This is a genomic window from Longimonas haloalkaliphila, assembly GCF_055379825.1.
The window spans coordinates 3,176,247-3,200,648 of the sequence record NZ_AP043948.1 but is presented as its reverse complement, the minus strand read 5'-3'; the positions used below and the strand labels follow the sequence as shown (position 1 = coordinate 3,200,648).

Genomic DNA, 24,402 nt, shown 5'->3' with positions numbered 1-24,402 from the left:
CCCGCTGTGCAAAGACCGGGCGTAGTCTGGTCTGTACAAGGCGTAGGCTGCAGCACGTGCCAGTACGGTTCTTGACCAATGTTCTGATTTTATGCTCCGGTCCTTATACGTCAAGGATTACGCCCTCATCGAAGAGCTGGAGGTTACCTTCGATAGCGGGTTAAACATTATTACAGGAGAAACAGGCGCCGGGAAGTCCATTCTAATGGGGGCGCTCAGCATGATTCTTGGCGACCGAGCCTCGACAGACCGCCTTCGTGGCGGATCCAAAAAGGCAATAATCGAAGGTGTCTTCGACGAGGCGGACACGGCCCCCATTCGTACGCTGCTCAGCGATAAAGAAATCGATATTGAGCCGCTGCCTCGCATCATACTGCGACGCCAGCTCACGGACTATGGCAGCCGTGCATTCATCAATGACACACCGGCAACGCTCGACGTGATGCGAGCCGTATCTGCCGAGCTTATCGACTTGCACGGACAGCACGAGCATCAGTCGCTGCTGAACGTCGATACCCATCTCGAAATGGTTGACGGTTTTGGTGGGCTGAGCGGGCTGATCGATCAGTACCGTGAACGTTACCAGAAGGTGTCGAATCTCGTCCGGGAACGTACAGAACTCGCAGAGCGCAAACGCGAGCTGAGTCAGCAGCGCGAGCTGTACGAATTCCAGATTGAAGAGATCGATGCGGTGGACCCACAGCCTGGAGAAGAGGAGGAGCTCAAGGCAGAACGGCGCGTCCTGGAGAATGCCGAACACCTGTATGCGTCTACCTCGCGCCTCTACGATATGCTCTATACCGATGAGCACGCGGTGCATGATAAGATTGTCGTGGCGCGTAACGAACTGCAAGACCTGGCGCGCATAGACAGTGCCTTCGACGAGCAGCTCGACGAGATCAAGTCGGCTCAGATCATTATCAGCGAGTTAGCCAGCTTTCTGCAGGACTACAACGCCCACGTTGAGTTTGACCCCGATCGCTTGCAGAACATTCGCGAGCGCATCGGCGAACTGGAGCGGCTGAAGCGCAAGTACGGGGGCACGCTCGAAGCGGTCCTTAAGCACCGCAAGGAGATCGGTGAAAAGTACGCCCTGGCGAACGATTTCTCGGGTGCTCTGGAGCGACTCGATGAGAAGATTGAGGAGGCCCAGGCACGTCTCTCAGACGCTGCAAAACGGCTCTCTGTGAAACGCCGCGAGGTAGCCGCACGGGTGGAACGCGCGGTAGAACGTGAGCTCAGCACACTCGGAATGCCAGACAGTCAATTCGAAGTCCGATTCACCCGCACGCCAGATGCAGAGGGCTGGGTACGGCTTGACGAGACCCGGTACCGGGCCTTCAGGCATGGAATTGATCAGGTAGAGTTCTATATTTCAACCAATGTGGGCGTAGATCCCAAACCCCTGGTGCAGGTGGCCTCTGGGGGCGAAATCAGCCGTATTATGCTGGCGCTAAAAACGATTCTCGCAAAGAGTGAACGCCTCCCTATTCTGGTGTTTGATGAGATCGACACCGGTATTTCTGGAAGCATGGCCCGTCGCGTAGGCAAGAGCATGTACAACCTGGCACGCTACCATCAGATCATTACTATTACGCACCTCCCACAGATCGCCGCATTGGGGGATGTCCACTTTCGTGTCGAGAAAGAGGTGGTGGACGAGCGAACGCGCAGCACGATCGTCCGTCTGAGCGACGAAGAGCAGGCTGAACAGGTTGCCTCGCTGATCAGCGGAACCGATGTAACCGATGCAGCGCTAACAAACGCACGCGAGCTCATGCAGGCGCGCCCAGATGGATAGCGGTGGCCGCATAGGTAAGCTCGGGAAAGATCCGCGGTCAGGCAGATCACAAGAGACCACGAGGCAATGTCCCATATCTGTGTTGTCAGAGCACATGCTTACCCTGTTGTATTCTTGTTTTTAAATAGGGTAGTGGATAGACGCTAAATGATAAAGCAATTGACAGCAGCTCTCTCTTCTTCGAACCCCCTCTCCCTACGGGTTTCTCCCCCTTGGCCAAGGGGGAGATGTCGGCAGACAGAGGGGGTTTGAGCAGATTGCGATGATGTAAACCACAGGCAATCATTTAACATTGAACCGCTACCTTAAATAGTATACACGATAGCAGGTATAGCGTTTGAGCGCGGGCTGTCATATGTTGAAGGGCAGTACTGTTGAGAGACGAGACTACAAAGGAGCGACAAGTGTACTATCGCGATGCAGGCGTCGTCATAGCCAGAACCGCACAGCCTAACCCTTCTTTTCTTACCCCTACCCTTGCTAATCAACCGCGCAGACTATGGCAAACAGACCAATTACCTTTGGTACCGACGGATGGCGTGCAATCATTGCAGATGCGTACACCTTTGAGAATCTTGACCGCGTAGCCTGTGCCGCAGCTCGGTGGGTGCTGGATGCGTACGGCTCCGACGCCGCCGTTATGATTGGTCATGACACCCGGTTTATGGGGGATGCATTTGCGGGGCGCGTCGCCCGGCGCCTGGCGCAGGCCGGGGTGCAGGTGCATCTCGCGAATAGCTTCGTTGCTACACCTGCTATCAGTTGGGGAACGCTCGCTGTTGGAGCGGATGCTGGCATAGCGATCACAGCCAGCCATAATCCGCCAACGTATAACGGGTTTAAACTCAAAGCCGACTTCGGGGGGCCGGCGCCGCCTGATATGGTCAAAGATGTTGAGGCACGCATCCCCTCAATCGAAGTGCCGGATACGCTCCCTGCACTCGACACGTATCGCGATAGCGGGAAGATCGTGCGCATCAACCTGCGCGACCAGTATCTGGATGCACTCCGTGAGGTGCTCGACATCGACGCGATCAAGCAGTCAGGACTGCGCATCGGGCATGATCCGATGTATGGAGCGGGGCAGGGGCTTATTACTGGACTGCTTGGCGATGATCAGGTGACGACCGTACGCCACGAAGTAAACCCCGGATTCCACGGCGTGGCTCCAGAGCCGATCGAACGGAACCTGGACCCTCTCGCTGACCTCGTGAAGACACACAACCTGGATGTAGGACTTGCCAACGATGGCGACGCCGACCGCATCGGCATGTACGACGAACAGGGAGCGTATGTCAGCTCACACCTCATTCTCTCGCTCCTGGTTAAGTATCTGCATCAGGAACGGGGACTCCGCGGGACGGTCGTCAAGACGTTTTCGACGACGCATATGTTAGATAAGATGGCGGACGCGTACGGTCTCGAGATTGAAACTACCCCAATTGGATTCAAACATATCGCACCCAAGATGGCTGAGGGGCATGTGCTGGTAGGGGGGGAAGAGTCAGGGGGAATTGCGGCAAAAGGACACATCCCCGAGCGCGATGGAGCCTACATTGGGCTGTTGATGGTGGAAATGATGGTTAAGCGTGGTAAGACGCTTTCAGCCCTTGTGCAGGAACTGTACGATGAGTTTGGCTCCCATTACACCTATCGCGACGACCTGCACATCACCGATGCGCAGAAGCAGGCGGCACTGAAGCGACTCTCGGACGATGGGGGGCTTGACACCATAAGCGGCCATCCGGTGACGGAGCTTCAGACGCTTGATGGGTTCAAACACATGGTGAGCAAAGGCTGGCTGCTTATCCGGCCTTCGGGCACGGAGCCCGTGCTGCGCGTCTATTCAGAGGCTGACACGTACGAGGCAGCGCGCGGACTCGTGAAAGACGCGAGTCGCCAGCTCGGTTTGGAGGACGCTGCTTAGCTTAATGATAGCCTTACCGGGGCGGCACCAGGGCGGGCCTATCTATATTGCTCGCCAGAGGGCCGCTCGGATGGGGGCGCCTCAGGCGGGCGCAGGTACGCTGGCAGCCCCTGCATTGGTTGCATTGGTGGTGGGGCGCCGGGTAGCGTCTTGCGTGCGTGCCGCATTCAATACGTGTTGAATGATGCTCTGGTGGTGACTTGAATGAATCCGAGCAAAGCGCAGCCACTCCGATGCTTTCAGTGACCCAAATGCCGGGTGAGGGATTCGGGCGCTCCCGTCCGAAAGGTGGGGCACATAGGTTTTCAATGCCTCAAACTGTGCTCGACTGTCTTCATACATCTCGCGCAGTCCACTGCGCTGTAGATCGGAAGGAGGTGATACGGAGTCTGGGGCCTCGGCTTCTATGTCGCCAAACGAGCCTTCGTGCAGCACCCGGGCGCCGATCGCATTCGGTTCTCCCTCATGTACAGTAGGCCCTCGGTCGAGCGCCGCCATCCGTGCGGCCTTGAGCGACTTGCTGTTCGATAACAGAATATGATACAGATGATCTGCAGCCGACCACTGTGAGATCGTTTCATGAACGCTGAAAAGAACGTCATGGGGCGCATCGAGCAGCGCCTCTACAGCGTCGTAAAAACCGCGCAGCATGCTGTACTCGTCCGACATAATAATGGCCGGATCACTTGAATAGGGAACCATAGGTCTACAATAAAACAACAAACATTCGATGCACGTCGACTTCGGTCGGTGCATGTTATCTTCACCGAAATCCTGTACTATAATCGAAGATCGTGTGCAGGGATCCGGGTTTAATCTAAAAAAAGCTGCTACTCATCCACAATATATGCCGGTTCGCTTCTTTGCAGGCTACGTTATAGGTTGTTTAAGAGTATACAACAGAAACAATCCCACTATCTTGAGACATCCAACAAACTTCTCTTATGGCTGAACAAGGATCAGGAGGAAATGTCATTGCTGCGCTGGCCAGTGTGCTCATTGCTGGACTAGGCCAGTTGGTTCAGGGTCGCCTGATTGCTGCGGCAGTGCATTTTGTGCTTGCTGCTACCGTCTGGGCGCTTTCCTTTGGCACATTCGGGTGGATTGTCCACATCTATTCAGCGTACAATGCCGCAACATGGTCAAAATAGGGATCCGGAGCATCTGTACTTCCTGGACGCACTTATCATGGCTGTTATGAAGTCCCGCACATCGCGGGCACTCATTTTTTAGGAACCCTGCTTTTAGGAGCCCTGCACATCATCGAATACATCAGTAATGATCCATACCCCGTCAGGGAGCAGACATGGGTTTGATAATCAAAGAGTCGGATAAGAGAAAAAAGAAAGGTGTTGCATCTAAACGCAAAAACGGCCGGCTCGCTTAGCGAACCGACCGTTGTATAGTAGCGGGGGCAGGATTCGAACCTGCGACCTTCGGGTTATGAGCCCGATGAGCTACCAAACTGCTCTACCCCGCGATCATTAAGTAGGCTGCGCTTCGTTTCCTTTGCTGCAGCGTAGTAATAGACACAACACAAACGGCTTTGTTCTCTCGGTAGTCACGATTCATATCTCTTTTGCAGAAATCTGTAGCACACGCGAAAAAACGATTACGCAAGTGCATTTTCCGCGTGCATTGACTACTCTGCATCCGTCTATACTTTCCCTGTTTCCTACGCTGTTTCCGCATGGCCGATCTGCACCCGTTCCGCGCTGTACGTCCTAATCCTAATGCAATCACTGAGGTTTGTTCTGCGCCGTACGATGTGGTGAGCACCCAGGAGGCGCGCCAACTTGCTCTGGGGCGCTCCCGATCGTTCTTCCGCGTCATACGTCCCGAGGTAGAACTGCCCGACACCGACGATCCGCACGCCCCAGAAGTCTATCAGCGCGGGGCCGCTAACATGAAAGGGTTTATCGAGGCGGACTATACAGTACGCGAGGAGTCTCCTGCGCTGTATGTGTATCGTGTCGATACAGGTACGCGCATGCAGACCGGTATTTTTGGATGTGTGTCGGTGCAAGACTACGACGAGGGAGTTATCGTAAAGCATGAGGAGACCCGCCCGGATAAGGTGCACGACCGTGCGCGTCATATCGAACTGCAGCAAGCCCATGCCGAGCCGGTCATGCTTACCTACGAAGGACGGGGATCGGTGGATGAGTTGGTGAACAAGACCGTTGAACAAGCACCCCTGTACGATTTTCACGATGGCGACACGCAGCATACACTCTGGCGTGTAGAGACCCCCGATAAGTGGAAACAGGCCTTTGCAGATGTCAAGCGGCTTTATATCGCAGATGGACATCATCGCTGCAAAGCTGCGAGTCGCGTTGCGCAATCATATGCAGAAAGCAGCGCCGATCGTCCGGAGGCGCATGTCTTTCCCGCTGTGCTGTTTCCGATGCGCGACATGCACGTCATGGCCTATAATCGTATCCTATCAGGACTGAGTCTTGCCCCGGGTACATTTCTGGATCGCCTTGCAGATCGATATACGCTGGATCGAAACGTTTCGTACGACACGCCGCGCCAGAAGGGGCACGTCTGCATTTATGCGCTGGGCGAGTGGCATGACCTCACGCTCCCTGAAGCAGCAGGACCGCGCACCGTTGATACCCTCGATGTAACCCGGCTTACCGAAGGGGTGCTGGCCCCCATTCTGAACGTAACCAATCCGCGCAGTGACGACCGGTTGGGATACGTCGGCGGCATTGCAGGGACGCAAGCGCTCAAGAAAAAAGTTGATGGAGGCGAAGCGGAGGTCGCCATCTCGATGTACCCAACCGCGATTGAGGAACTGGCAGCCGTGTCAGACGAAGGTGACCTGATGCCCCCCAAGTCTACCTGGTTCGAGCCGAAGCTCATCAGCGGCATGCTCGTGCATACGTTTTAAGCATCATCTGATTAACGCGGTGTGCAAGTTTTCCATTATCCTTTTGGGCGCATATCCCCCTTTGTGGCTACGCGACATTTCCCCCTTCGCGAAGGGGGAAATCCCGAACAGCGTGAGGGAATGGGGGATGTGAGGACCGCGCATCCTCTGACAAGGCGGCGATCAACAAAGGAAGAAGGAAACCTGCACATGCCGTTAAGTAAGTATCATTTGACCCGCTGTCGGGAGCGAGGCACGCTCGGAGAGCATCCCAGCGGTCCTTTTTCCCCCGTGGCTTCCAGGTGCAAAGTTCGGTTACGCTTAATTTGTTTGGATCTATTTAATGGATTCGCCCCATTTTAGTGCAAAATAAGGGGCCGGTCGCTTTTGCTGTAGTCTCAGTACTTTCCTATGAAGACCCAGAGAGTGTGACAGCAAAAAAAAGAGAAGTTGTCCTAACTATGCAAATTATATCGCATATAGGGGTGAGCAACCCAAAAAGCTGTGCGCGTATCGCACATCAGGGCGTCCCACACAGCTACCCCCTATTTTGCACAAGACCGTACAAAACTATGCGAACACACGGACAACAGATGATACGACTTTCACTCGCAACCCTTGCTTTGGCACTTGTATTCACGGGATGCGACCTCTTTGGGTCGAGCGACGACGATCCCGAAGCCAGTGAGGTAATTGTCATAGGAACAGAGGTCGATGCTGACTTTCTAAACACTGGGCGCTTTGGACTTTCGGCTACGCCACTTGATGTAGAAGGATCTGCAATCCTGAACGAGAACATTCAGGCTGAAGTCGAACTGCGTCCCGCATCCAACCAGGCTTCGGTTGAATTGGAACAGAGCATCGACATCGTCGCCAGCGTTGAGGTAGAACGGGTACGTCGCCCTTCGGGCAACGACCTGGTCGTTCCGGTCAATCTCGACGGAAGCGGTAGCATGTCGTGGACAGATCCCGACCGCAACCGTGTAGAGGCTGCAAAGGCGTTTTACGACGAACTGGAAACCATTAATGTCCCGTTTGAATCGGGGGTGTACGAGTTTCCGGGTTTCAACCAGGCTCCTGACTTCTCCTTCACGCGGGTCTACCAGGATCTAACGAATGATGTTGATGCCCTTCGCAATGCCGTTGACGATGCAAGAGCCTCGGGAGGCACTCCCATGTGGGAGTCGCTTGCTGAGTTGCTCATCTACTCCGAAGATCAGCGTCCCAATAACCAGTTTGAGAAAGCCATTGTGCTGCTTGGCGATGGTGCTCCTAACGGAGGCCTCGTGCCGCGCGACAGCGTTTGCAACGACGCGAACCGCAAAAACTCGCCGATCTTCGGCGTTGGGTTTGGCCCGGCCTCCGACGTGTCAAACTCGGCAAACAGCAGCGCCGTGGAGAACATGCGCTACATTTCTGACTGCACGGGCGGTACATACATCGGAGTGCCCGACGACGACGTAGAGTCGGCCTTTGCAGGCGCGTTCACAGGTTTTGCAACGGGTACGTCGCAAGGATCACTGTCTTTTGCAGTGCAGGTTGAGTCGGGCCTCGATGAGATCCGTAACCAGGGCATTCAGCGCCTGGAAGGCACCCTGCGTATTACTTCGGGCGGATCAACAGTAGAAGGCCCCTTCCTCTTTGGAGTGCCGGAACCTTCTGCCTCGGGTACCTTCATTCTTCGTTAAGGCGTAGCACCGCCTTCATGGCGAAGCCTTGCGTGGCGAAGCCTTGCGTGTACCTGGATTGGCTACAAAAAAGAGCAGCCGAGGTCTTCCATATTGGAAGCAACTCGGCTGCTCTTTTTGTTTGCTTCTGTATGTGAGGGTGTTATTCGCCGTCAACAAGCCACAGGTCGATCTCACGCTTATCTATATTGGCGCTTACAATGCGAACATGTACCGTGTCGCCCGGTCGGTAGGTCGTTCCCTTGTTCTTGCCACGCATGGTGTACGTGTCTTCATCGTAAACGTAGTAATCATCATCCATGTCGCGGACGTGAGCGAGGCCCTCAACGAGCAGGTCGTTCAATTCAACGAACACGCCAAACTTCGTGACGCCACTGACGACGCCCTCGAAGGTATCACCAATGTGAGCCTGTGCATACTCCACCTGCTTGAGCTTCACCGATTCGCGCTCGGCCTGTTCAGCGTCACGTTCTTTTTCGGAGCAGTACTCGCAGTGGTCATCCAACGCACCTACGTCTACAGCCGACCCGCCGCTGAGATACCGTTTCAAGAGGCGATGTACGATCAGGTCGGGATACCGCCGAATTGGACTGGTAAAGTGAGTGTAGTAAGAAAAGTTGAGTCCGAAGTGACCGATATTCTTCGTGGAATAGACGGCTTTAGACATCGCCCGGAGCGCAGCCCGCGTAATCACGACCTGTTCGGGTTCGTCTTTGATTTCATCGATAAGGGCGCCCAGGTCGCCGGGCGTCACGTTGCCGTCAGTCAAGGGGAGTTCATGGCCAAAGACCTCCACGTATGAAGAAAGCTTTTGGATGCGCTCCGAATCAGGCGTGTCGTGCACCCGGTACACGAATGGTTTAGGATCGTCGGTATCGGCGACGTGACGTGCAGCGGTGCGGTTGGCAAGGAGCATAAACTCCTCAACAAGCCGATTCGCAGGCATCCGCTCCTTAACTACGATGTCAACGGGATGGCCTTTATCGTCAAGCATGACCTTTACCTCATCGGTGCCAAAGTCAATGCCTCCCTCGCTCATGCGATTCTTAGTAAGGATGGACGAGAGCGAGTAGGCTCGTTTTACCGGCAGCGCTACATCGTCTTCTGCATTGTCGCCGTTAATGAACGCCTGGGCTTCGTCGTACGTCAGGCGCCGCTTCGAGTGGATAACCGTTTCACTGAACTCGTAGTCCACAACCTTACCTTGCGTATCAATCTCCATGATGCAGGAGAACGCGAGGGTATCTTCGTGCGGACGAAGCGAACAGACTTGGTTCGACAGCTTTTCGGGAAGCATCGGTATGGTGCGGTCAACCAGATATACGCTGGTTGCGCGGGTAATCGCTTCTTCGTCGATTGCTGTATCCGGCTTTACATAGTGGCTCACATCAGCGATGTGGACGCCCACTTCCCAGGTTCCATTCTGGGTTTTCTCGATATGGATTGCGTCATCGAAATCCTTAGCATCCTCAGGATCGATCGTGAAGATTTGCTTCTCGCGCAGGTCAAGGCGCCTGTCAATCTCCTTTTCCGGGATTGAGGTTGAGATCGCATCGGCCTCACGCTGTACCGGATCGGGAAAGTCGGTACGCACGTCCATGCTCATAGCCAGCGACAGCACCTGCACGTTGGGGTCATCCGCTGCACCCAGCACGTTCAGGATGCGCCCCTCTGGCGAAGCCCGTCGGTCGGTGAATCGGTCGATTGAGACCACAACCTTATCACCGTTCGAGGCGCCGTTGTAGGCATCTTTGGGCACAAACACATCCTGCAGGATGCGGTTGTCATCGGGCTGCACGATAGCATGAGAGCCCTGCGGACGGAACGTACCGACTACGCGGGTGCGTCGCCGTTCTTCTACTTCAAGAACCTCGCATTCTCGTTTCTTGTCGGGCTTCGACTGTGCACCTACGGCTACGCGTACGAGGTCGCCGTGAAGTGCCGTACCCATGTTGGATTCGCGAATGAAGTATTCTTCGCCGGTGTCGGCATCTTCGACGAAACCGAAGCCACGCGGGTGAGCGCTGAGAATGCCGATTGTACCGCGCTCGATCTTCTTATGATGGAACCTTTCCCCATCGCGCTCAATCAACTCGGCTTCGACAAGCCGTTCGAGCGTGCGTCCAAATTGGAGAAAGCGCTGGTTATCATCAAGCTCCAGCTCCTGAGCGATCTCATGGTCGCGAAAAGAGGTATCGGAGTGCTCCTCTAAAAAAGAGAGGATCGCCTGGCGCATGGGGGAGGGAGAAACAGAAGTAGACAATAGAGTACAGGGTGCTATGACAAAAACGATAACAAGGGGCAGGCAATCGGCATACAGAGACGACGCGCTGTGTGGCGTTGCTCGAAGCTATGCGCCTGCTAAAAAGACAGTAGTTTACAGAAAGTAGCAGTTTACGGGTCGACGCCCGAGTCCTCGACCTCCTCAAAAGTAATGACAGGCTCAGAGGAAACGTCGGGCGGGTCGAGTACAGGAGGCGGGTCGGCTGGGGATTCGGAGCGTCCCGTTACACGGCGCCAGAGCGACCCCCAGGTGTTGAACTGCGTTTGGTAAAATAGCCCGATTCCCGTCGTGCTGGTCAGCGTCTGACCGCGGGTAAGGTCGTCGCCTGCGCGACGATAGAAGACTTCCATAGACACCTGGCTGCTCAATCGAACCTCAACAGCGAACTCGCCCTGTGGACCAGCTTGTTGGGTACGCAGTTCATCATTACTTGTATACACGCCTTCGCCGCGAATGATTAGCCGTTCATCTAAAAGGCGTAAGGCCACCCCGTAAATGATGTCAAGGTCGTCTGTTGTTTCGCCCTGCACTCCCACATTAATGTCCACATTGGGCAGTGCTTCGCTCAAATACCGGTTGAGCTGGCTGGAGACAAGCTGTGACACGCTGTTGAAGGCAAGCTGTCCGCCGGTATCAGCCAGGCGACCTGGCTCCCCAGACTCCGACCCCGTACCTGCGATGTTCTCTGTGGTAAGGAGAAACGTGTTCGTGAGCAGCACGCTGGTCGCAAACTCCGTCATGCGATCCTCCTGGTTCAGCAGCGCGTCAAAGGTCTGCGCCCCGATGCGCTGGTCTCGCTGGTCGCGGTCGAGCGAAAGGCTGAGAGCAACCTCGGGCGTCTCCACCCGTCCGGTGATGTCAAGATCGATCACCACAGGAATGCGTGCGCTGCGTTCCGAAAAGCCGGGAAGGCCTGCCGGAGAGGCGCGGGTACGGAATGCTGCTTCAATATCAAGTTCGGCGTTTATCGGATCCCCATCCCACGAAAGCGAGCCCTGGTTGATGCTAAAGCGTCGCACAAATACTTCGCCAGCGGTAAAGAGGTAGGTGCCACCTACCACGTCGAGCGATCCAAATATTGAGAACTCTCCGTCTTCGCGCTGTAGCTGGACGCGCCCGGTGCCCTCGGTGGTGATCACGTCTCCGACGAGCGCGTCGAACACGATATGCAGGCGCCCTCCACGCGTAGCCTGAATGTTCAGGTCGATCTCCATTCCATCCAAGAACGAGGCCTCGCCCTCTGGGCGGTCGGCGAAGATGTTCGCACGGCGCGTTAGCTGCTCCCAGTCGAGCATCTGACTCGTAGAGTCTGCGTAGATCAGAAATCCGCTTGTCGGGTCGCCCTCGCCCTCCGTAACGGGGATGTACACCTCAGTATCAGAAGAGGTGCGGGCATCGTCAGATATAAGGCGTGTGTTCGACAGGGGGCCCTGCAACTGAAGCGGTCCGGAGGCGCGTATAAAACCGTAAAACGGCAGGTCGTCGGCGCGTGCTACGTCCATGATCGTCAGCTCATCGACCGTGCTCCGTAGGTCAAAAGAGAAAAACTGATAGTCGTTGAAAAGCACGCTCCCACCGATTTCAGCACGCCCCTCGTCCCGGTCTTCAAGTATCGCATCGTTGAGGTGAATGCCCGCCCGGTCGACCGATACCGGGCCGGCAAGCGTATAGGCCAGGTTGAACCGGGGGATGGTAAACGAGCCATCGACTTCCATGTCGGCGTCGAAGACGGGTCGCTCCCAGCGCCCGGTAATCGAGGACGATCCACGCGTGTATCCTTTAATGTCGCGCATCACATCACCAAAGACGAAGTCGAAGAAGAACAGGTCGGCCCGCTCCACGTCGAGTTGTAGGTCGATCCATTCGTCTTCTTCCCATGCAGGGGCGTCCTGCGATACACGCAGCCGTCCGGCGAGCGCAAGCTGGTTTTCGACGATCTGCTGGATGCCACCAGGAACGAGTGCCTGTCGGGCATCGGCGGGGACCTCAACGTCGGGGGTAGGGGCCAGGGCCAGGTCGAGCTCAAGGTCGGGAGCACCTATAACGTAATGAGCGCCCACGGTCAGGTCACCCAGCAAGCGCCGATCAAACGACCATTCGTCGACGCGCAGGTCCCCGCCTCCGACAGGGGTACGCCATGTGCCGCTGAGTTGCAGGTTGCCGTTCACGAGTCCCCCCAGCGGCTGTGACCATCCGGCCAGCTGCGAGAGGGGGAGCAGCTGTACGTTATAAAACTCGACGTTGAGGGCATCCTCCTCCTCAGGCGAGAATGCTCCGTCAATCACGATAGACTGGGTGGCGTCGTCGCCGGCAAGCGGAGCGTCGCTGGTCAGCTCCAGCGGGGCCCCCACAACACGGTTGCTGTAGAGCGTCCACGAGCTGGGGCGAACCGAGCGCCACTGGTGGTCACCCGCCTCGGCGCTGATATACTGCACAACCAGTTCGTTGCGCGTGTCGAAGGCACGCAGGTCGATCTCAGCCTGAATAGGACCGGTCTGTCCGCGCTCAACTGTTTCAAATAAGACGGAGCCCCGTCGCTCCTCGTAGCTGCCCCGCACGAGCGGTTCAAAAAGCGACGCAACCGGTGTGTCGATCTGATCGGCATAGCTGTTCACGAAGATCGAGAGGCGGTCAGGAAGACGGTCCGCATCGTCGGCGCCAACGCGCAGTTCGACATCGAGGTTGTCAGCACGTACCGAACCTGCGCGTAGCGCATCGGTGTTTAGCCGGGTCGTGCTGTTCATGGAGTCGGGCGCCGCATACACATTGGCCTGTAGATGCGTGTCACCGGCTACCTGGGGCAGCGCCGGCATCCACGCGTGTAACACGTCGGGGCGGTGGATGCGCAAGGTGCCACTGAACGAAAACGGACCGTCGGCTGCACCGGGAGGACGCCACATCGGGGCCGCAGGCTGCGCGGCTTCGACCGCAGATTCGACCGCAGCATCTATCTCACCAGGCGCGGTACCCTCTACGGCGTGCTCATACGCGATCGTCTCCGCCACGGCGCGTACCCATGCCGGGAGTAGCGAGGCACGGGGCCGGGTCCAGCCTGACCCACCGGCCGAAACGGAAAGCACATCGCCGCCGATAACGAGACGAGGCCCCCCCGCTTGCTGCCCCGTTTCGGGGTCGAGGGCTACATGCATCGTATGAGAGGGAATCGTGCGAGGTGCAGCCTCGGGCTGGTCTTCCGTGGGGTAGGGACGGACCGCCGACGTATCTACGTTAACCGACAGTGTGCCTTGTTCGATCGCATCGATACGTGTGCGTGCCTGCAGGTCGATCGTACCCGTGAGGGTCGTTTCTTGCCAGGGTCCCGCCCAGGGGCTCACGTCGAAGCGGCGGGTTTCGATCGAGGTCTCGATTTCAGTGATGCCGTCTTGGGGAACTATGCGCCACTCGGCGATCAACTCCTGGCCAGTGGCCTGGGTGAGCGCCGCCGTTCCCTGAAGCGTTCCTCGGCTGAAGCCTAACGTGCCGCTAAGCGCATCCACCGCGCCTCCAGCAAGGACGGAGGGAGACAATTCCACCTCCGCACGTGCCGTCGCTGAAGAGCGCGACGTGCCGGAGCCCTCCAGGTCGAGCGTGCCGGTAAGGCGCGTAATATCGGGTACGGTGCCGGGGGCAATCTCGTGAAGAGCCAGGTCGGTGGCCGTCAGCGTACCATCGTAAGCCAGGGGCGCGTCGGTGGCCCAGTCGACATTCATCGCAGCCACAACGTCGCCTGCCGCCGAGGTTATGTCAAGTTCGGTCTGCCCCGAGGCCGAAGCCGCCCGCCAGGCAGCCAACTGGTCTACCGTTTCGGCAGCGCGTACCTGTCCCTGCACATACACCTCGCCCGATAGCGGAAGCGCAGCGGGGCCGTTTTCTGGAAGGGGATCTGCCGACCAGGACTGCGCAACGGCCTGTGTCAGGTTCTCGACACGGAGGGCGGCCTCTACGTCCAGGTCGTGGGGAAACCCGAGTGCGGTGCCTTCAACAGAGAGGGTGGTGCCTCCTTGCTGCACACGCATCGTTTCGACGATGAGTGATGAGAGCGGGCCTCGCACAGCAGCATCGAGCGTTACGGGCTCCTGGTTCGGGACACGCGGGAAGACGGCCCCCCACTCGCCAAAGTCGAGCGGGCCGGCCTGCACGGCGGCTGAGAAGGGCTGATCGGCGTCTGCGCCCCGCTCCCACGTGCCCTCTACGCGAAGCTCCGAGCGGTCGGTCGTCAGAACCGTTGGGTCGAGTGCCCAGCCTGCATCGGTGCGAGACAGGCGCCCGGCAAAGCGTTCGACCGTGAGGTCAGTGTCGGGGTGATGCAGGCGCTCCAGTTCAATGTCGGCATAGCGCCCCGCGTCGCTCCACTGCAGGTTCAGGGCGGCGTCGGGGAGGTGGAACGTGCTGTTCCAGAAGTCGGTGAGCCAGCCGCTTGCGATGGCATCCGGCACCGTGCCTTCATTCCGTGTCGTGATGTGCGTATCGTGCAGGTGGATGCGAGGCATCAGCAGGTTGAGCGACGAGCCGTCTGCAGACCCCGATTCGGCATCGCGCTCGCGACGGTCCGTTTCCGGATCGGCAGGAGCGAAGGCGCGCGTCAGTGAGATGCCGTGCTCAGTGCGAACGGCTACCGCGTGGGTTGTGTGCACGTCGATACGCTGCAGCGCAAGCGTGCGGTTGAGCAGTGCCGACCAGGTGGGACGCAGCACAATCGAGTCGGCCCGCGCAACGACATGCCCTTCTGGGCTGCGCACCTGCACGTCGCTTGCGAAGAGGGTCTGCACGAAGTTGCCATCGAGCCGGTCGATGTGGAGGCTCCCTGCAAACTGTGCGTTAAACTGCCGCTCCAACTGCATGCGTACGCCATCCCGCCCGACCTCTGTGCGGGTCAGTCCAAAGAACACGACGATCCCCAGCAGGATCAGGGACAGCACGGCGGTAACCACCAGGCGGAACCAGGAAGACGAACGATCGCTGCTCACACACGAAGCCAGGTTAGAACGGGTATGCTTGGAGTAGCATACACGTCACATTCGGCATTTGGATTCGTCAGGATCTGCAGAGATACGGGCTTTGGTGCCTTATGCAAGCGATTGTTGCACGAAATCCCAGGCGCGCTTTACAGCAGGCTTTGCGCAGTCGTCGGCCACATATGGGTCGGCCAGTGCCTTCAGAAGCACGAAGCGGATGCGCCCGTCTTTGGTTTTTTTATCGTGGCGCATGGCCGTCCACAGCGCGTCGAAGTCGAGGTGCGACACATCAGGGAGAGGCAGGCGGGTAAGCAGCGTATCGAGGCGTTCGCGGTCGAGGGCATCGCTATGACGCTGCCACGACAGATAGAGTGCGGCCCGCATCCCGATAGCAACGGCTTCGCCGTGCGCAACGGTGCCGTACCCGGCGACCTGTTCGATGGCGTGGGCAAAAGTATGCCCGAAGTTGAGGTAGGCGCGCTTGCCGGCTTCGCGCTCATCGTGGCCAACGACCCGTGCTTTCACGGCCATGGCCTGTCGAATAGCCGGCACTGTTGCTTCCAGGCTATGGTGCCCAAGAATATCGACCAGGTGCTCATCCAGATAGGCAACGAGTGCGGCATCGGCAATGAGACCATGCTTGATCGTTTCTGCCATGCCGTTAATCCACTCGCGAGCTGGCAGCGTGAGCAGCGTTTCGGGGTCTACGAGCACGCCATGGGGCTGGTAGAAGCTACCAATCAAGTTCTTGCCGACGGCGTGGTTGATTCCGGTCTTCCCGCCGATTGAGCTGTCGACCTGTGCAAGCAGCGAAGTCGGCAGATGCACGAGCGGAACGCCGCGCAGAAGCGTGGCTGCTGCGAATCCCCCTAAATCGCCAACAACGCCGCCGCCAAGTGTGCAGACAGGGGTGCTGCGTTCAAGGCCAATGGGCAGCAGCGCGTCGTAGAGCATCTCCAGCCGTTCCAGCGACTTGCTTGACTCGCCGGGTGGAACGACCACCACATGGGGCACCCATTCGTCTGCTTCAAACGCATGCACGAGTGGACTGCGGTAATGAGCCGCCACATTCTCGTCGGTGACAATGACGACGTCGGGGCCGTGCAAGCCGAGGGTACGTAGGTGAGCGGGCACGTCGGCCAGCGAGACGAAGTCGATGTCGTACGTACGTGAGTCCGCCGGCACGGTGAGCGAGTCAGGGTGCAGATCTGAGGATGATGTGGGCATAGCGCGGAGACAGGTGGATAGAAGAGCGGGGAGACAGAGTACCCTTGAAATAGAAAACGCCTCGTGCTGCCCAAAAGAGCAGCGCGAGGCGTGTGGCGGTCCGGACGGGACTCGAACCCGCGACCTCTGCCGTGACAGGGCAGCATTCTAACCAACTGAACTACCGGACCGTGCTGAAGCGTATCCAGAAAAGGATATCTACGGGGCTTTGTTCCAGGCTGCGAATCTAAGTTTCAGGGAAGGGCACGCAGCGAGTAACGCAGCGCTCATGCAAAGCGATCGTTTTGCCAGGTCTGCTTTACTTAGGTCGTGTCTGAGGTAGTATCTGAAAAGCAAGCGCGCATCTCGCGGAGCGTGTTCAGACGCTGCTCAGTCAAACACCCAGGCGCAGCCCGGATATGACTGCCCCTCGTGCGTCAGCGCTGCGGTTGCCGGAAAGATATCGCCACGCATGGAGTCGTGGCACGGGGTGGGTTCAACCGTGAGCGTTACGGGCGCCCCATCTACAGTGAAGCGATAGCGCGTGGCACCATTGAGCGATTCTGCATCAGGAGCGGGTCCTGCATGCTCGGTCATGCCATAGTTGAGCAGCGTCATGAGCGAGTCACCGTGTGTCAGTGTCACCATCCAGCCGGGTTCGTTGCCAGCGGCACGCACGTCAACGCCGGCGTCTTTGGCATCGGCCCAGGGTCCTTCGGGAGTGCGCTCTGAGCAGCTGTCGTAAGACGCGTCATCTACAACCAGCCGAGCTTCATCTTCGCGGCTCCAGTAGGTTACGGATGGACCGTCGTAACGCGCTCCCGAAGCGGACTCGACCAGGGTGGCTACCCGCGTTTCGCCGGGCAGATGCAGTTGCACGCGGTTATCGGCTTCGCGGGTCACTGCAAACGACATATCGATGGTGCAGGTGTACATGCGGGGCGTGTCGAAGGCGGTAGCTTCGGCGTCTCGGGCGGACTCACTGCACTGCGTCCAGCCAGCTGTTGCAAGCAGGGCCCCGATAAAAACGAGCGCGATGCGGAGCGTCATAGTGTGTTGTGGGGTGTGTTGTAGGGGCGGGTGATGTGGAAACGGGCTGTGGGATGACTGCAGGCGTACCACGAGGCAGACGAAACCGGCGTGTTCTCAGCGTCCGCGTCCTGACTCGATTCAGCCCAACGTATTTGCCCAACCTACTCTTGCCACACATAGTCAAACAGGAGCACCGCGGCCGTGATCGTTGCGCCGGCAAAGCCAACCAGGGTGAGCAGCTCGTCCTGGGCGGTTATCCAGGTGCCGCCCGTAAGCGCAACGCGCGTCGCTTCCACAACAGAGAGCAGAAGGGGCATCAGCACGGGCAGCAGGAGCACGGGCAGCAGCGGGCCCCTCTGCGTTGCTTGGGCAATGAGGGCGCCCAGCAGCGTGGTAGCCCCCGAAAGCCCCAGCGCGCCCAGCACCAGCGTCACAAAAAGCAGTCCGGGTTCTTGCACCGATACGTTGAGCACGAAGATGAAGAGCAGCACCGCGACGGTGTTCAGGCCAAACACAAGTAATAGTGTAAACAGAAGCTTTCCGGCAAAGACCATGCTTCCGCGCACATGCAGCTGAAGAAGCAAAAGCGTACCCGACTCGGCTTCGCTCACGAACGTACGCCCCAGTCCGATAGATGCAGAGAAAAGAATTACGATCCACAGCAGGGCCGACTGTACGGGAGGACGCAGCGTCTCCTGTCCGACGGCAAAGAGCACGAGCGCCAGCGTCGAGAGTACAAACAGTCCCAACACGTTCAACGCTACGCGCTGCCGCAGCTCAATCTGTACGTCCTTTTGGAATACCGCCCAGGTACCAGCCAGCCAATCCGTCATGCAAAGATGCGTTGTTTGGTGATGTATTGTTTGGTGCGTTTGCCAGGTTCACGGCTTGGGGCGGAGCGAGCCAGGTTCAACATAACCCCTGCTGCATCGTATAGCACGAGCACTACATGGCGCGGTGCCTGTATCAGCTATGCGTATTACCTTATGCGTTGCCTGTGATACTACACCGATGCCCCATGCTTACGTTGCGCCTATTCACCATCTTCGATTCTGTATGACCTCCGATACTTGTCTCGGCACCCTGCTTGGCACCGCTGTGGGCGACGCACTCGGCATGCCTGTAGAAGGCCTCAGCCATCAGAACATTCGCACCTACTATAAAGGGATCAAAGAGTACCGCGACGATGATAAGCGGGGCGACTTCGATGCCGGACAGTGGACCGACGATACGCAGTTTACGTTTGCGGTAGCGCGAGTGGTGGCGACGGCAGCTCCCGCGCAGTGGCCCGCTGAAGTGGCTATGGAGTACACCTCCCTTCAAGATAAGGCGCGGCGCTGGGGGCCCACGACCCGGGCTGCCATTGAGCGCCTGGCGACCGGCACGCCTCCGCTTGAAGCCGGTAGCGCCGAGCGACCTACCGACGGCGCCGCCATGCGCGCGGCCCCGCTTGGCCTCTGGTGGGCGGCTACCGATGCTGATCGTAACGCGGCCTTCTCTGCCATCTCCAACATCCTGCGCGTCACGCACGCGCACCCTGCGGCGCTGGCCGCCGGGTGGGGACAGGCTGCTGCTACACGCTACTGCGCCACCCGCGCCACCCATCCGTTGGAGGACTTCGACTCTGCTGACTTCTGGTCGCATCTGGTGGATGCGACCGCCTGGGGGGAGTCGCAGCTGGGCAGCGATACCCGCGTGTCTGATCGGCTCAAGCGGCTCAGCAACCAGCTTCACGAATTTCCGCTTGACCTGCGCGATGAGTGCAACGGTGCAGGCATTGCAGCCGATGAGGCGTGGCCTTTTGCAGCGGCCATGGTCGCACGGGCTCCCGAACTGCTCGAAAACACGCTGCTTTCGGGCATCAACGTGGGGGGCGATGCCGATACGACCGGTGCTATGATGGGTGCTCTGCTTGGCACCTTGCACGGGTGGAATGCGTTTCCCGATGAGTGGAAAAACGGACTCGAAGCCACCGATCACCTCCGCCAGCAAGCCCAGACCTTCGCCAAAAGCATCTTGCGTTCTGCGTCTGCAGTCTGACTCGCACCTGTCGCCCACGCTCCGCATCCCCCTGCCCCTACCTTTGTATGCCTACAACTGATCATGCCGACCTGCGCAGCCTCCGCAACGCCTTCGTGCGTCCCGGCCCCGACGATGCAGTAGAGCTGCGTGCTTTTACGCACGGGCTCATGCCGAAGCGCGTGCCCGATATGCTGCAGCGCTTTGCTGAAGACTGGAGCCAGCGCGGCGTGGACGCTTGGAACGCGGTGCCAAATCATTGGCAGCCCGACGACCCAGAGCCCGACGATGTGGGGTGGTGGGCCCTCCCAATGTTTCTGGGGGATGCGTTCATTGCGCCGCTGCTGGGGGCGCCGCACGGCACCTGCATCATGCAGCCCCACGTGCATTGGACGATGCAGTGCCTGCTCTCTGCGCCTGAAGTCATCGGGCGCGGAAGCGAGGTGGTGTTGGTTGACAGCGCGTTTCCGTCGGTGCGGCACAGCGTACATCGGTGGCAGGCGCTCAACGGACTCGAACCGTCGGTTGTCACGCGTCCAGGAAGCGGGCATGTGGAGGTTGAGCATGTCATCGACCGCATGGGGGCCGACACGGCGATGGTGGTGCTGAGTCATGTAGGCTTTACGACCGGACAACGCATTCCCGACCATGCGCTCCGTGCCGTGGCCGACGCCGCGCATGCGCACGACGCGCTCTTCGTGATCGACGGCTATCACAGCGCCTGCACCTTCCCGATCGACGTTGTAGCGCTCGGGGCCGATGTCTACATGGGCGGACTGCTCAAGGAAGGCTGCGGGTCGTCGGGTAACGGGTTTGTGTATCTCCGTGAGGGCCTCGACCTGACGCCCCGCCTTACGGGCTGGTTTGGGAATGCCGAGCCGTTTGCGTTTCACGATACGCCGTCGCCGCATCCCGACGTGCGGCGACGCTTCCTGGGCGGTACCACCGCTGTGGCGTCGCTTTACCACGCGGTGGAAGGGGTGCGCCTGCTGCTCGATGCAGGGCTCGATACCGTGCATGCCCACACGCAGCGCCTGAGCCAGATCGTGGTTGACCGGGCTGGCGCGGCTCCGTTTTCTATGCGCTCGCCCCACCATGCCGACGAGCGCAGCGCGCTGCTTGTGCTGGAGGTCCCCGACGCTTACCAGCTCTGTGAGTATCTGAAGACCCGCCGCATCTACACCGATAGCCGTAAGAACCGGTTTATTCGCATGGCGCCGTTTGTGTGGAATACAGCTTCGGAAATGCACCACGCCCTCGATGTGCTCACAGATGCGATCGAGAGCAAGGCCTACTGCGACTTCACGCCCGAACCCGCCGGACCGGTTACATAACCGGCGTCTGTGCGGTTAGCGTCTCCTCACACAGCCGGAGTCCTCACTTCAGGATTTGCCTTCCTCTTCCGGGGTTTCTTGAGGCTGTTGCGAAGGGGGCTGTGTAGAGAGTTCCTCGCTGGGTTTTTCAGAGGGATGCGTGGGCGTCCAGTTGAACAGCGCGGCCATGGCCTCGAACAGCTCCGGATGTTGGCGCTTCATGGCATTGGGCTCTTCAAAGAAGTGCTCGACAGCTACAGCGAAAAACTCTGACGGTGCGGTGGCAGCATACGGGTCGAGCATCGAGGTGCCCTGTTCCACCTTGCGCATCTCCGTGCGGATGAGCGACTGCCAGGCCTCGGCCGAGCGGCCGTCTACAAACGAGGGCACCCCATCGGGGCCGGTATTGTCAAAGTCGAACAGGTGGGCCAGCTCGTGCAGCACTACATTGTTGCCATCGCCGGGGTGCATCCAGCTGGCCCGCACCGAGGGGGCAGACATGATGAGGGGGCCCTGCTCGTGAGCCATGCCGTCGTATCCAGCATCGCGCCCCCCACCGTACTCGTCGTCGAAGTGGGCCGGGTAGAAGAGAATCGAGCGCGTGCCCGGAAGCTCCCAGTCGGGGTGGCCGTGCAGCAGCAGAGCTGCTCCGGCAGCCACACTCAGGCAGAGCTCCTCGGTCGCAGATACGCCCCGGATGCCCTCAAAGTCGAACTCCTCCCTCAGAAAGCGCACGTCCTGCTCGAAGCGGGCTTTGCCCTCGGTATCGAGCGCTGCGTAGGGCGGTACATGGCGCTGCATCCAGCGGCGCCACGATTCGGGTACGCCCTGCCGTGCCCAGCGCCAGCGCCTATAGGGTGTGCGCAGGCTTACGTACAGCACGACCCCCGCCGCCACGCCCCCAACCAGCGCGCCCCATGGGTGCACCTGCGCCCCGATCGCAGCCAGACCGCCGCCCAGAATAAGCGCCAGTCCAGCCGCTGTCCAGATCGTTGAGGAGCGAATAATGCGCATAAGAGATATAGTGTGGCACAAAGATCGCGGGCACATTCTATACGGCGGGACAGTCGCATTATTCCCGCGGTCCCTGCCTGCCCGACTGCCTGCTCGAAGACGCGTCGTTGCAGCACACCCAGCAACATGGTGCTCCCAGAATGATCCTTGTTTGCAAGATTTGTTTACAAGAAAAGACAGAAGCGGCGTATGTAGACGAAGAACAGATGAGCGCGCCCTTCAGAACGGTACAGGAAAGAACAATCAAGAACGTGCCGTGTACATGACTGCTGCAATGTAGCCATTGACAAGATCGTCACATCCACCCACACCGAACCGACAGTTAACGTATGGGCGTCATGAATAAGCTCCGGGAAAACACCGGAGTCATCCTTTGGATACTCGTTATTTCGTTTGGCGTCATCTGGACGCTGCAAGACTCCGACGTGTTTAACACGGTTGGGCAGCCTACGGGCAACATTGCGGTGGTGAACGGTGCTGACATCACGTACCAGGAGTTCCAGCAGGCCGTAGAACAACAGATGCAGCAGGTGCGCCAGCAGGTGCAGGGCGATGTCACGCCGCAGATGCAAGACATCGTGCGTGAGCAGACCTACACGCAGCTGGTTAACGCACAGCTCATCCAGCAAGAGATGGATCGTCTGGGCATCCAGGTAACCGATGAGGAGGTCATGGACATGGTCTATGGCGATAATCCGCATCCGGTTATTCAGCAGCAGTTTGCTGACGAGACCGGCCAGGTCGATCAGCAATTGATCGCGAACCTGGCGCGGAATCCTGAGCTGCGTGAGAGCTGGCTGCAGCTGGAGCAGTTCCTGCGCGACGAACGGCGCGAGAACAAGATGAATACGCTCCTGCAGTCAACGGTGCACGTGTCGAACCGCGACGTGGAAGACGTCCACTTCCGCCAGAATGCCCGTGCCGACGTGCGGTACGTGGCGTTGAACTACGCATCGGTAAGCCGCGACCAGGTTGATCTGTCGGAGTCGGAGCTGCGCGACTATTACAATGCAAATCGTGAAGACTTTAGCCGCGAGCGCACCTACGAGGTGCAGTATGCTACGCTTCTGAAAGAGCCAACCGCTGAAGACTCGGTTGCAGTCGTCCAAGATCTGGAAGATCTGCGCGCCGGGCTTGAGGCGGCCGACGACGTGGAGTCGTTTCTGCAGCGTAACGGATCAGCAGTGCCGTATAACGACAGCTTCGTGACCGAAGAAGAGCTGAGTGCGCCGCTTGCCGAGGCCGTATTTGAAGACCTGACCCCTGGGCGCGTAACGGATCCGGTTTTTGCCGACGGATTCGCGCAGATGGCTCGCATCATGGATGCGCGCCCCGAAGAAGGTGAGGTGCAGCTTGCGATTATGGCACTGAACGTGCGCCCGAGCCTCGCCACGCTGCGTGAGTACGAGGACCGGATGGACGACGTTGCGTTCTACTCAGATTCGGGAGACTTCGAGGAAGAGGCCGCCCGTCAGAACGTGCCGGTGCAGCGCATGACCGTTGAAGATGGGGACGATACGTTCCCCGAGGTTGGACAGAGCCGGGCGTTGCGCGACTTCCTGAGCGCAGCCAGCCGCGGTGATATTAGCGAAGTGATTGAGCTCGACAACCAGTTTATTGTGGCACGCCTTGCATCGGTCCAGCAGGCAGGATACCGCGACTTTGAGGACGTGCGCAGCCAGATTGAGCCGCGCGTGCTTCGTGAGAAGCGCCAGGCCGTACAGGTTGAGCGCATGCAAGATGCCTTGCGCGGGGCCGCCTCGCTTGAGGAACTCGCTGAGTCGCTCGGCACGCAGCTACGCACCCGCTCGGTGTCGTTCGAAGACGATGTGATCCCAGGACTTGGACGCGACCCGATGTTTACGGGAACGGTCTTCGGCCTGGAAGAAGGCGAGCGCTCAGACGTGGTAGGCGGCGCCAACGCGGCCTACGTGGTTGAAGTTGGATCGTGGGATCGCCCCGGTGAGCTCAGCAGCAGCGAGCGCGAGCAGCTCCACCAGCAGCTCCTGGCTCAGCGCCAGCAACGTGTTGTAGAACAGTGGATCGAGTCGCTCCGCGATGCAGCTGATATCCGCGACAATCGCGGGCAGTACTTCTGATCGCTCTCCCATACAAAACCTATTTAGCGCAGCACGCACGGCCACACCGTACGCATTGCGCGTGAACACAGGCAGCTCCTCGATTGACTGAGGGGCTGCTTTTTTATTGGTTTCGTGGTTGGAAGCTCTCGGCGCAAAACCTAAAGTCCATCCGTCTTGCCACTCGTGACGATGATGTTTATCCGT

At 58.6% G+C, this 24,402-nt stretch carries 15 protein-coding genes and 2 tRNA genes; 8 read left to right on the top strand and 9 right to left on the bottom strand.

Annotated elements, in window-relative coordinates; all coding sequences use genetic code 11:
• The first annotated feature begins 91 nt into the window (after positions 1-91).
• Positions 92-1,801: a DNA repair protein RecN gene (recN, locus tag ACZ48V_RS12470; protein WP_464539595.1), complete on the top strand. Its 1,710-nt coding sequence runs from the start codon at positions 92-94 to the stop codon at positions 1,799-1,801.
• A gap of 499 nt (positions 1,802-2,300) precedes the next feature.
• On the top strand, positions 2,301-3,728 hold the full coding sequence (locus tag ACZ48V_RS12465) for a phosphoglucomutase/phosphomannomutase family protein (protein WP_464539593.1): 1,428 nt from the start codon (positions 2,301-2,303) through the stop codon (positions 3,726-3,728).
• Between the two features lie 81 nt (positions 3,729-3,809).
• On the opposite strand, the gene ACZ48V_RS12460 is transcribed toward ACZ48V_RS12465, so the two are convergent.
• A complete protein-coding gene (locus ACZ48V_RS12460) occupies positions 3,810-4,430 on the bottom strand; it encodes a DinB family protein (RefSeq protein ID WP_464539592.1) in 621 nt (206 codons plus the stop codon).
• A gap of 242 nt (positions 4,431-4,672) precedes the next feature.
• Here ACZ48V_RS12460 and ACZ48V_RS12455 point away from each other — a divergent pair, with 242 nt between their 5' ends.
• The gene (locus ACZ48V_RS12455; protein ID WP_464539590.1) at positions 4,673-4,879 is read left to right on the top strand and encodes a hypothetical protein; all 207 of its coding nucleotides are present in this window, start codon (positions 4,673-4,675) and stop codon (positions 4,877-4,879) included.
• A gap of 255 nt (positions 4,880-5,134) precedes the next feature.
• Here ACZ48V_RS12455 and ACZ48V_RS12450 read toward each other — a convergent pair.
• Positions 5,135-5,208, bottom strand: a tRNA-Met gene (locus tag ACZ48V_RS12450).
• A gap of 210 nt (positions 5,209-5,418) precedes the next feature.
• On the opposite strand from ACZ48V_RS12450, the gene ACZ48V_RS12445 reads away from it, so the two are divergent.
• Positions 5,419-6,627 carry a DUF1015 domain-containing protein gene (locus ACZ48V_RS12445; RefSeq protein WP_464539588.1) on the top strand — a complete coding sequence of 403 codons (1,209 nt, stop codon included), beginning with the start codon at positions 5,419-5,421 and terminating at the stop codon, positions 6,625-6,627.
• Between the two features lie 572 nt (positions 6,628-7,199).
• A complete protein-coding gene (locus tag ACZ48V_RS12440; protein WP_464539587.1) occupies positions 7,200-8,294 on the top strand; it encodes a vWA domain-containing protein in 1,095 nt (364 codons plus the stop codon).
• A 142-nt stretch (positions 8,295-8,436) separates the two neighbouring features.
• Here the strand turns inward: ACZ48V_RS12440 and rnr are convergent, their stop codons facing one another.
• The 6 genes from rnr to ACZ48V_RS12410 all read right to left on the bottom strand — a co-directional run bounded on the left by rnr (position 8,437) and on the right by ACZ48V_RS12410 (position 18,604).
• A complete protein-coding gene (rnr, locus tag ACZ48V_RS12435; RefSeq protein WP_464539585.1) occupies positions 8,437-10,557 on the bottom strand; it encodes a ribonuclease R in 2,121 nt (706 codons plus the stop codon).
• A 131-nt stretch (positions 10,558-10,688) separates the two neighbouring features.
• Positions 10,689-15,545 carry a translocation/assembly module TamB domain-containing protein gene (locus ACZ48V_RS12430; RefSeq protein WP_464539584.1) on the bottom strand — a complete coding sequence of 1,619 codons (4,857 nt, stop codon included), beginning with the start codon at positions 15,543-15,545 and terminating at the stop codon, positions 10,689-10,691.
• Between the two features lie 99 nt (positions 15,546-15,644).
• Entirely contained in the window at positions 15,645-16,760 is a 1,116-nt protein-coding gene (gene aroB / locus ACZ48V_RS12425; protein WP_464539583.1) for a 3-dehydroquinate synthase, read from the bottom strand.
• Positions 16,761-16,853: 93 nt separating this feature from the next.
• Positions 16,854-16,930, bottom strand: a tRNA-Asp gene (locus ACZ48V_RS12420).
• Between the two features lie 199 nt (positions 16,931-17,129).
• Positions 17,130-17,789: an MliC family protein gene (locus tag ACZ48V_RS12415; RefSeq protein ID WP_464539581.1), complete on the bottom strand. Its 660-nt coding sequence runs from the start codon at positions 17,787-17,789 to the stop codon at positions 17,130-17,132.
• Positions 17,790-17,932: 143 nt separating this feature from the next.
• Positions 17,933-18,604, bottom strand: coding sequence for a heme exporter protein CcmB (locus ACZ48V_RS12410; RefSeq protein WP_464539579.1), 672 nt, complete (start codon positions 18,602-18,604; stop codon positions 17,933-17,935).
• Positions 18,605-18,827: 223 nt separating this feature from the next.
• On the opposite strand from ACZ48V_RS12410, the gene ACZ48V_RS12405 reads away from it, so the two are divergent.
• Entirely contained in the window at positions 18,828-19,811 is a 984-nt protein-coding gene (locus ACZ48V_RS12405; RefSeq protein ID WP_464539578.1) for an ADP-ribosylglycohydrolase family protein, read from the top strand.
• Positions 19,812-19,858: 47 nt separating this feature from the next.
• Positions 19,859-21,124 carry an aminotransferase class V-fold PLP-dependent enzyme gene (locus tag ACZ48V_RS12400; protein ID WP_464539576.1) on the top strand — a complete coding sequence of 422 codons (1,266 nt, stop codon included), beginning with the start codon at positions 19,859-19,861 and terminating at the stop codon, positions 21,122-21,124.
• Positions 21,125-21,172: 48 nt separating this feature from the next.
• On the opposite strand, the gene ACZ48V_RS12395 is transcribed toward ACZ48V_RS12400, so the two are convergent.
• Entirely contained in the window at positions 21,173-22,117 is a 945-nt protein-coding gene (locus ACZ48V_RS12395; RefSeq protein ID WP_464539574.1) for a M90 family metallopeptidase, read from the bottom strand.
• A gap of 338 nt (positions 22,118-22,455) precedes the next feature.
• On the opposite strand from ACZ48V_RS12395, the gene ACZ48V_RS12390 reads away from it, so the two are divergent.
• Positions 22,456-24,216 carry a peptidylprolyl isomerase gene (locus ACZ48V_RS12390; protein WP_464539572.1) on the top strand — a complete coding sequence of 587 codons (1,761 nt, stop codon included), beginning with the start codon at positions 22,456-22,458 and terminating at the stop codon, positions 24,214-24,216.
• The last annotated feature ends 186 nt before the right edge of the window (positions 24,217-24,402 follow it).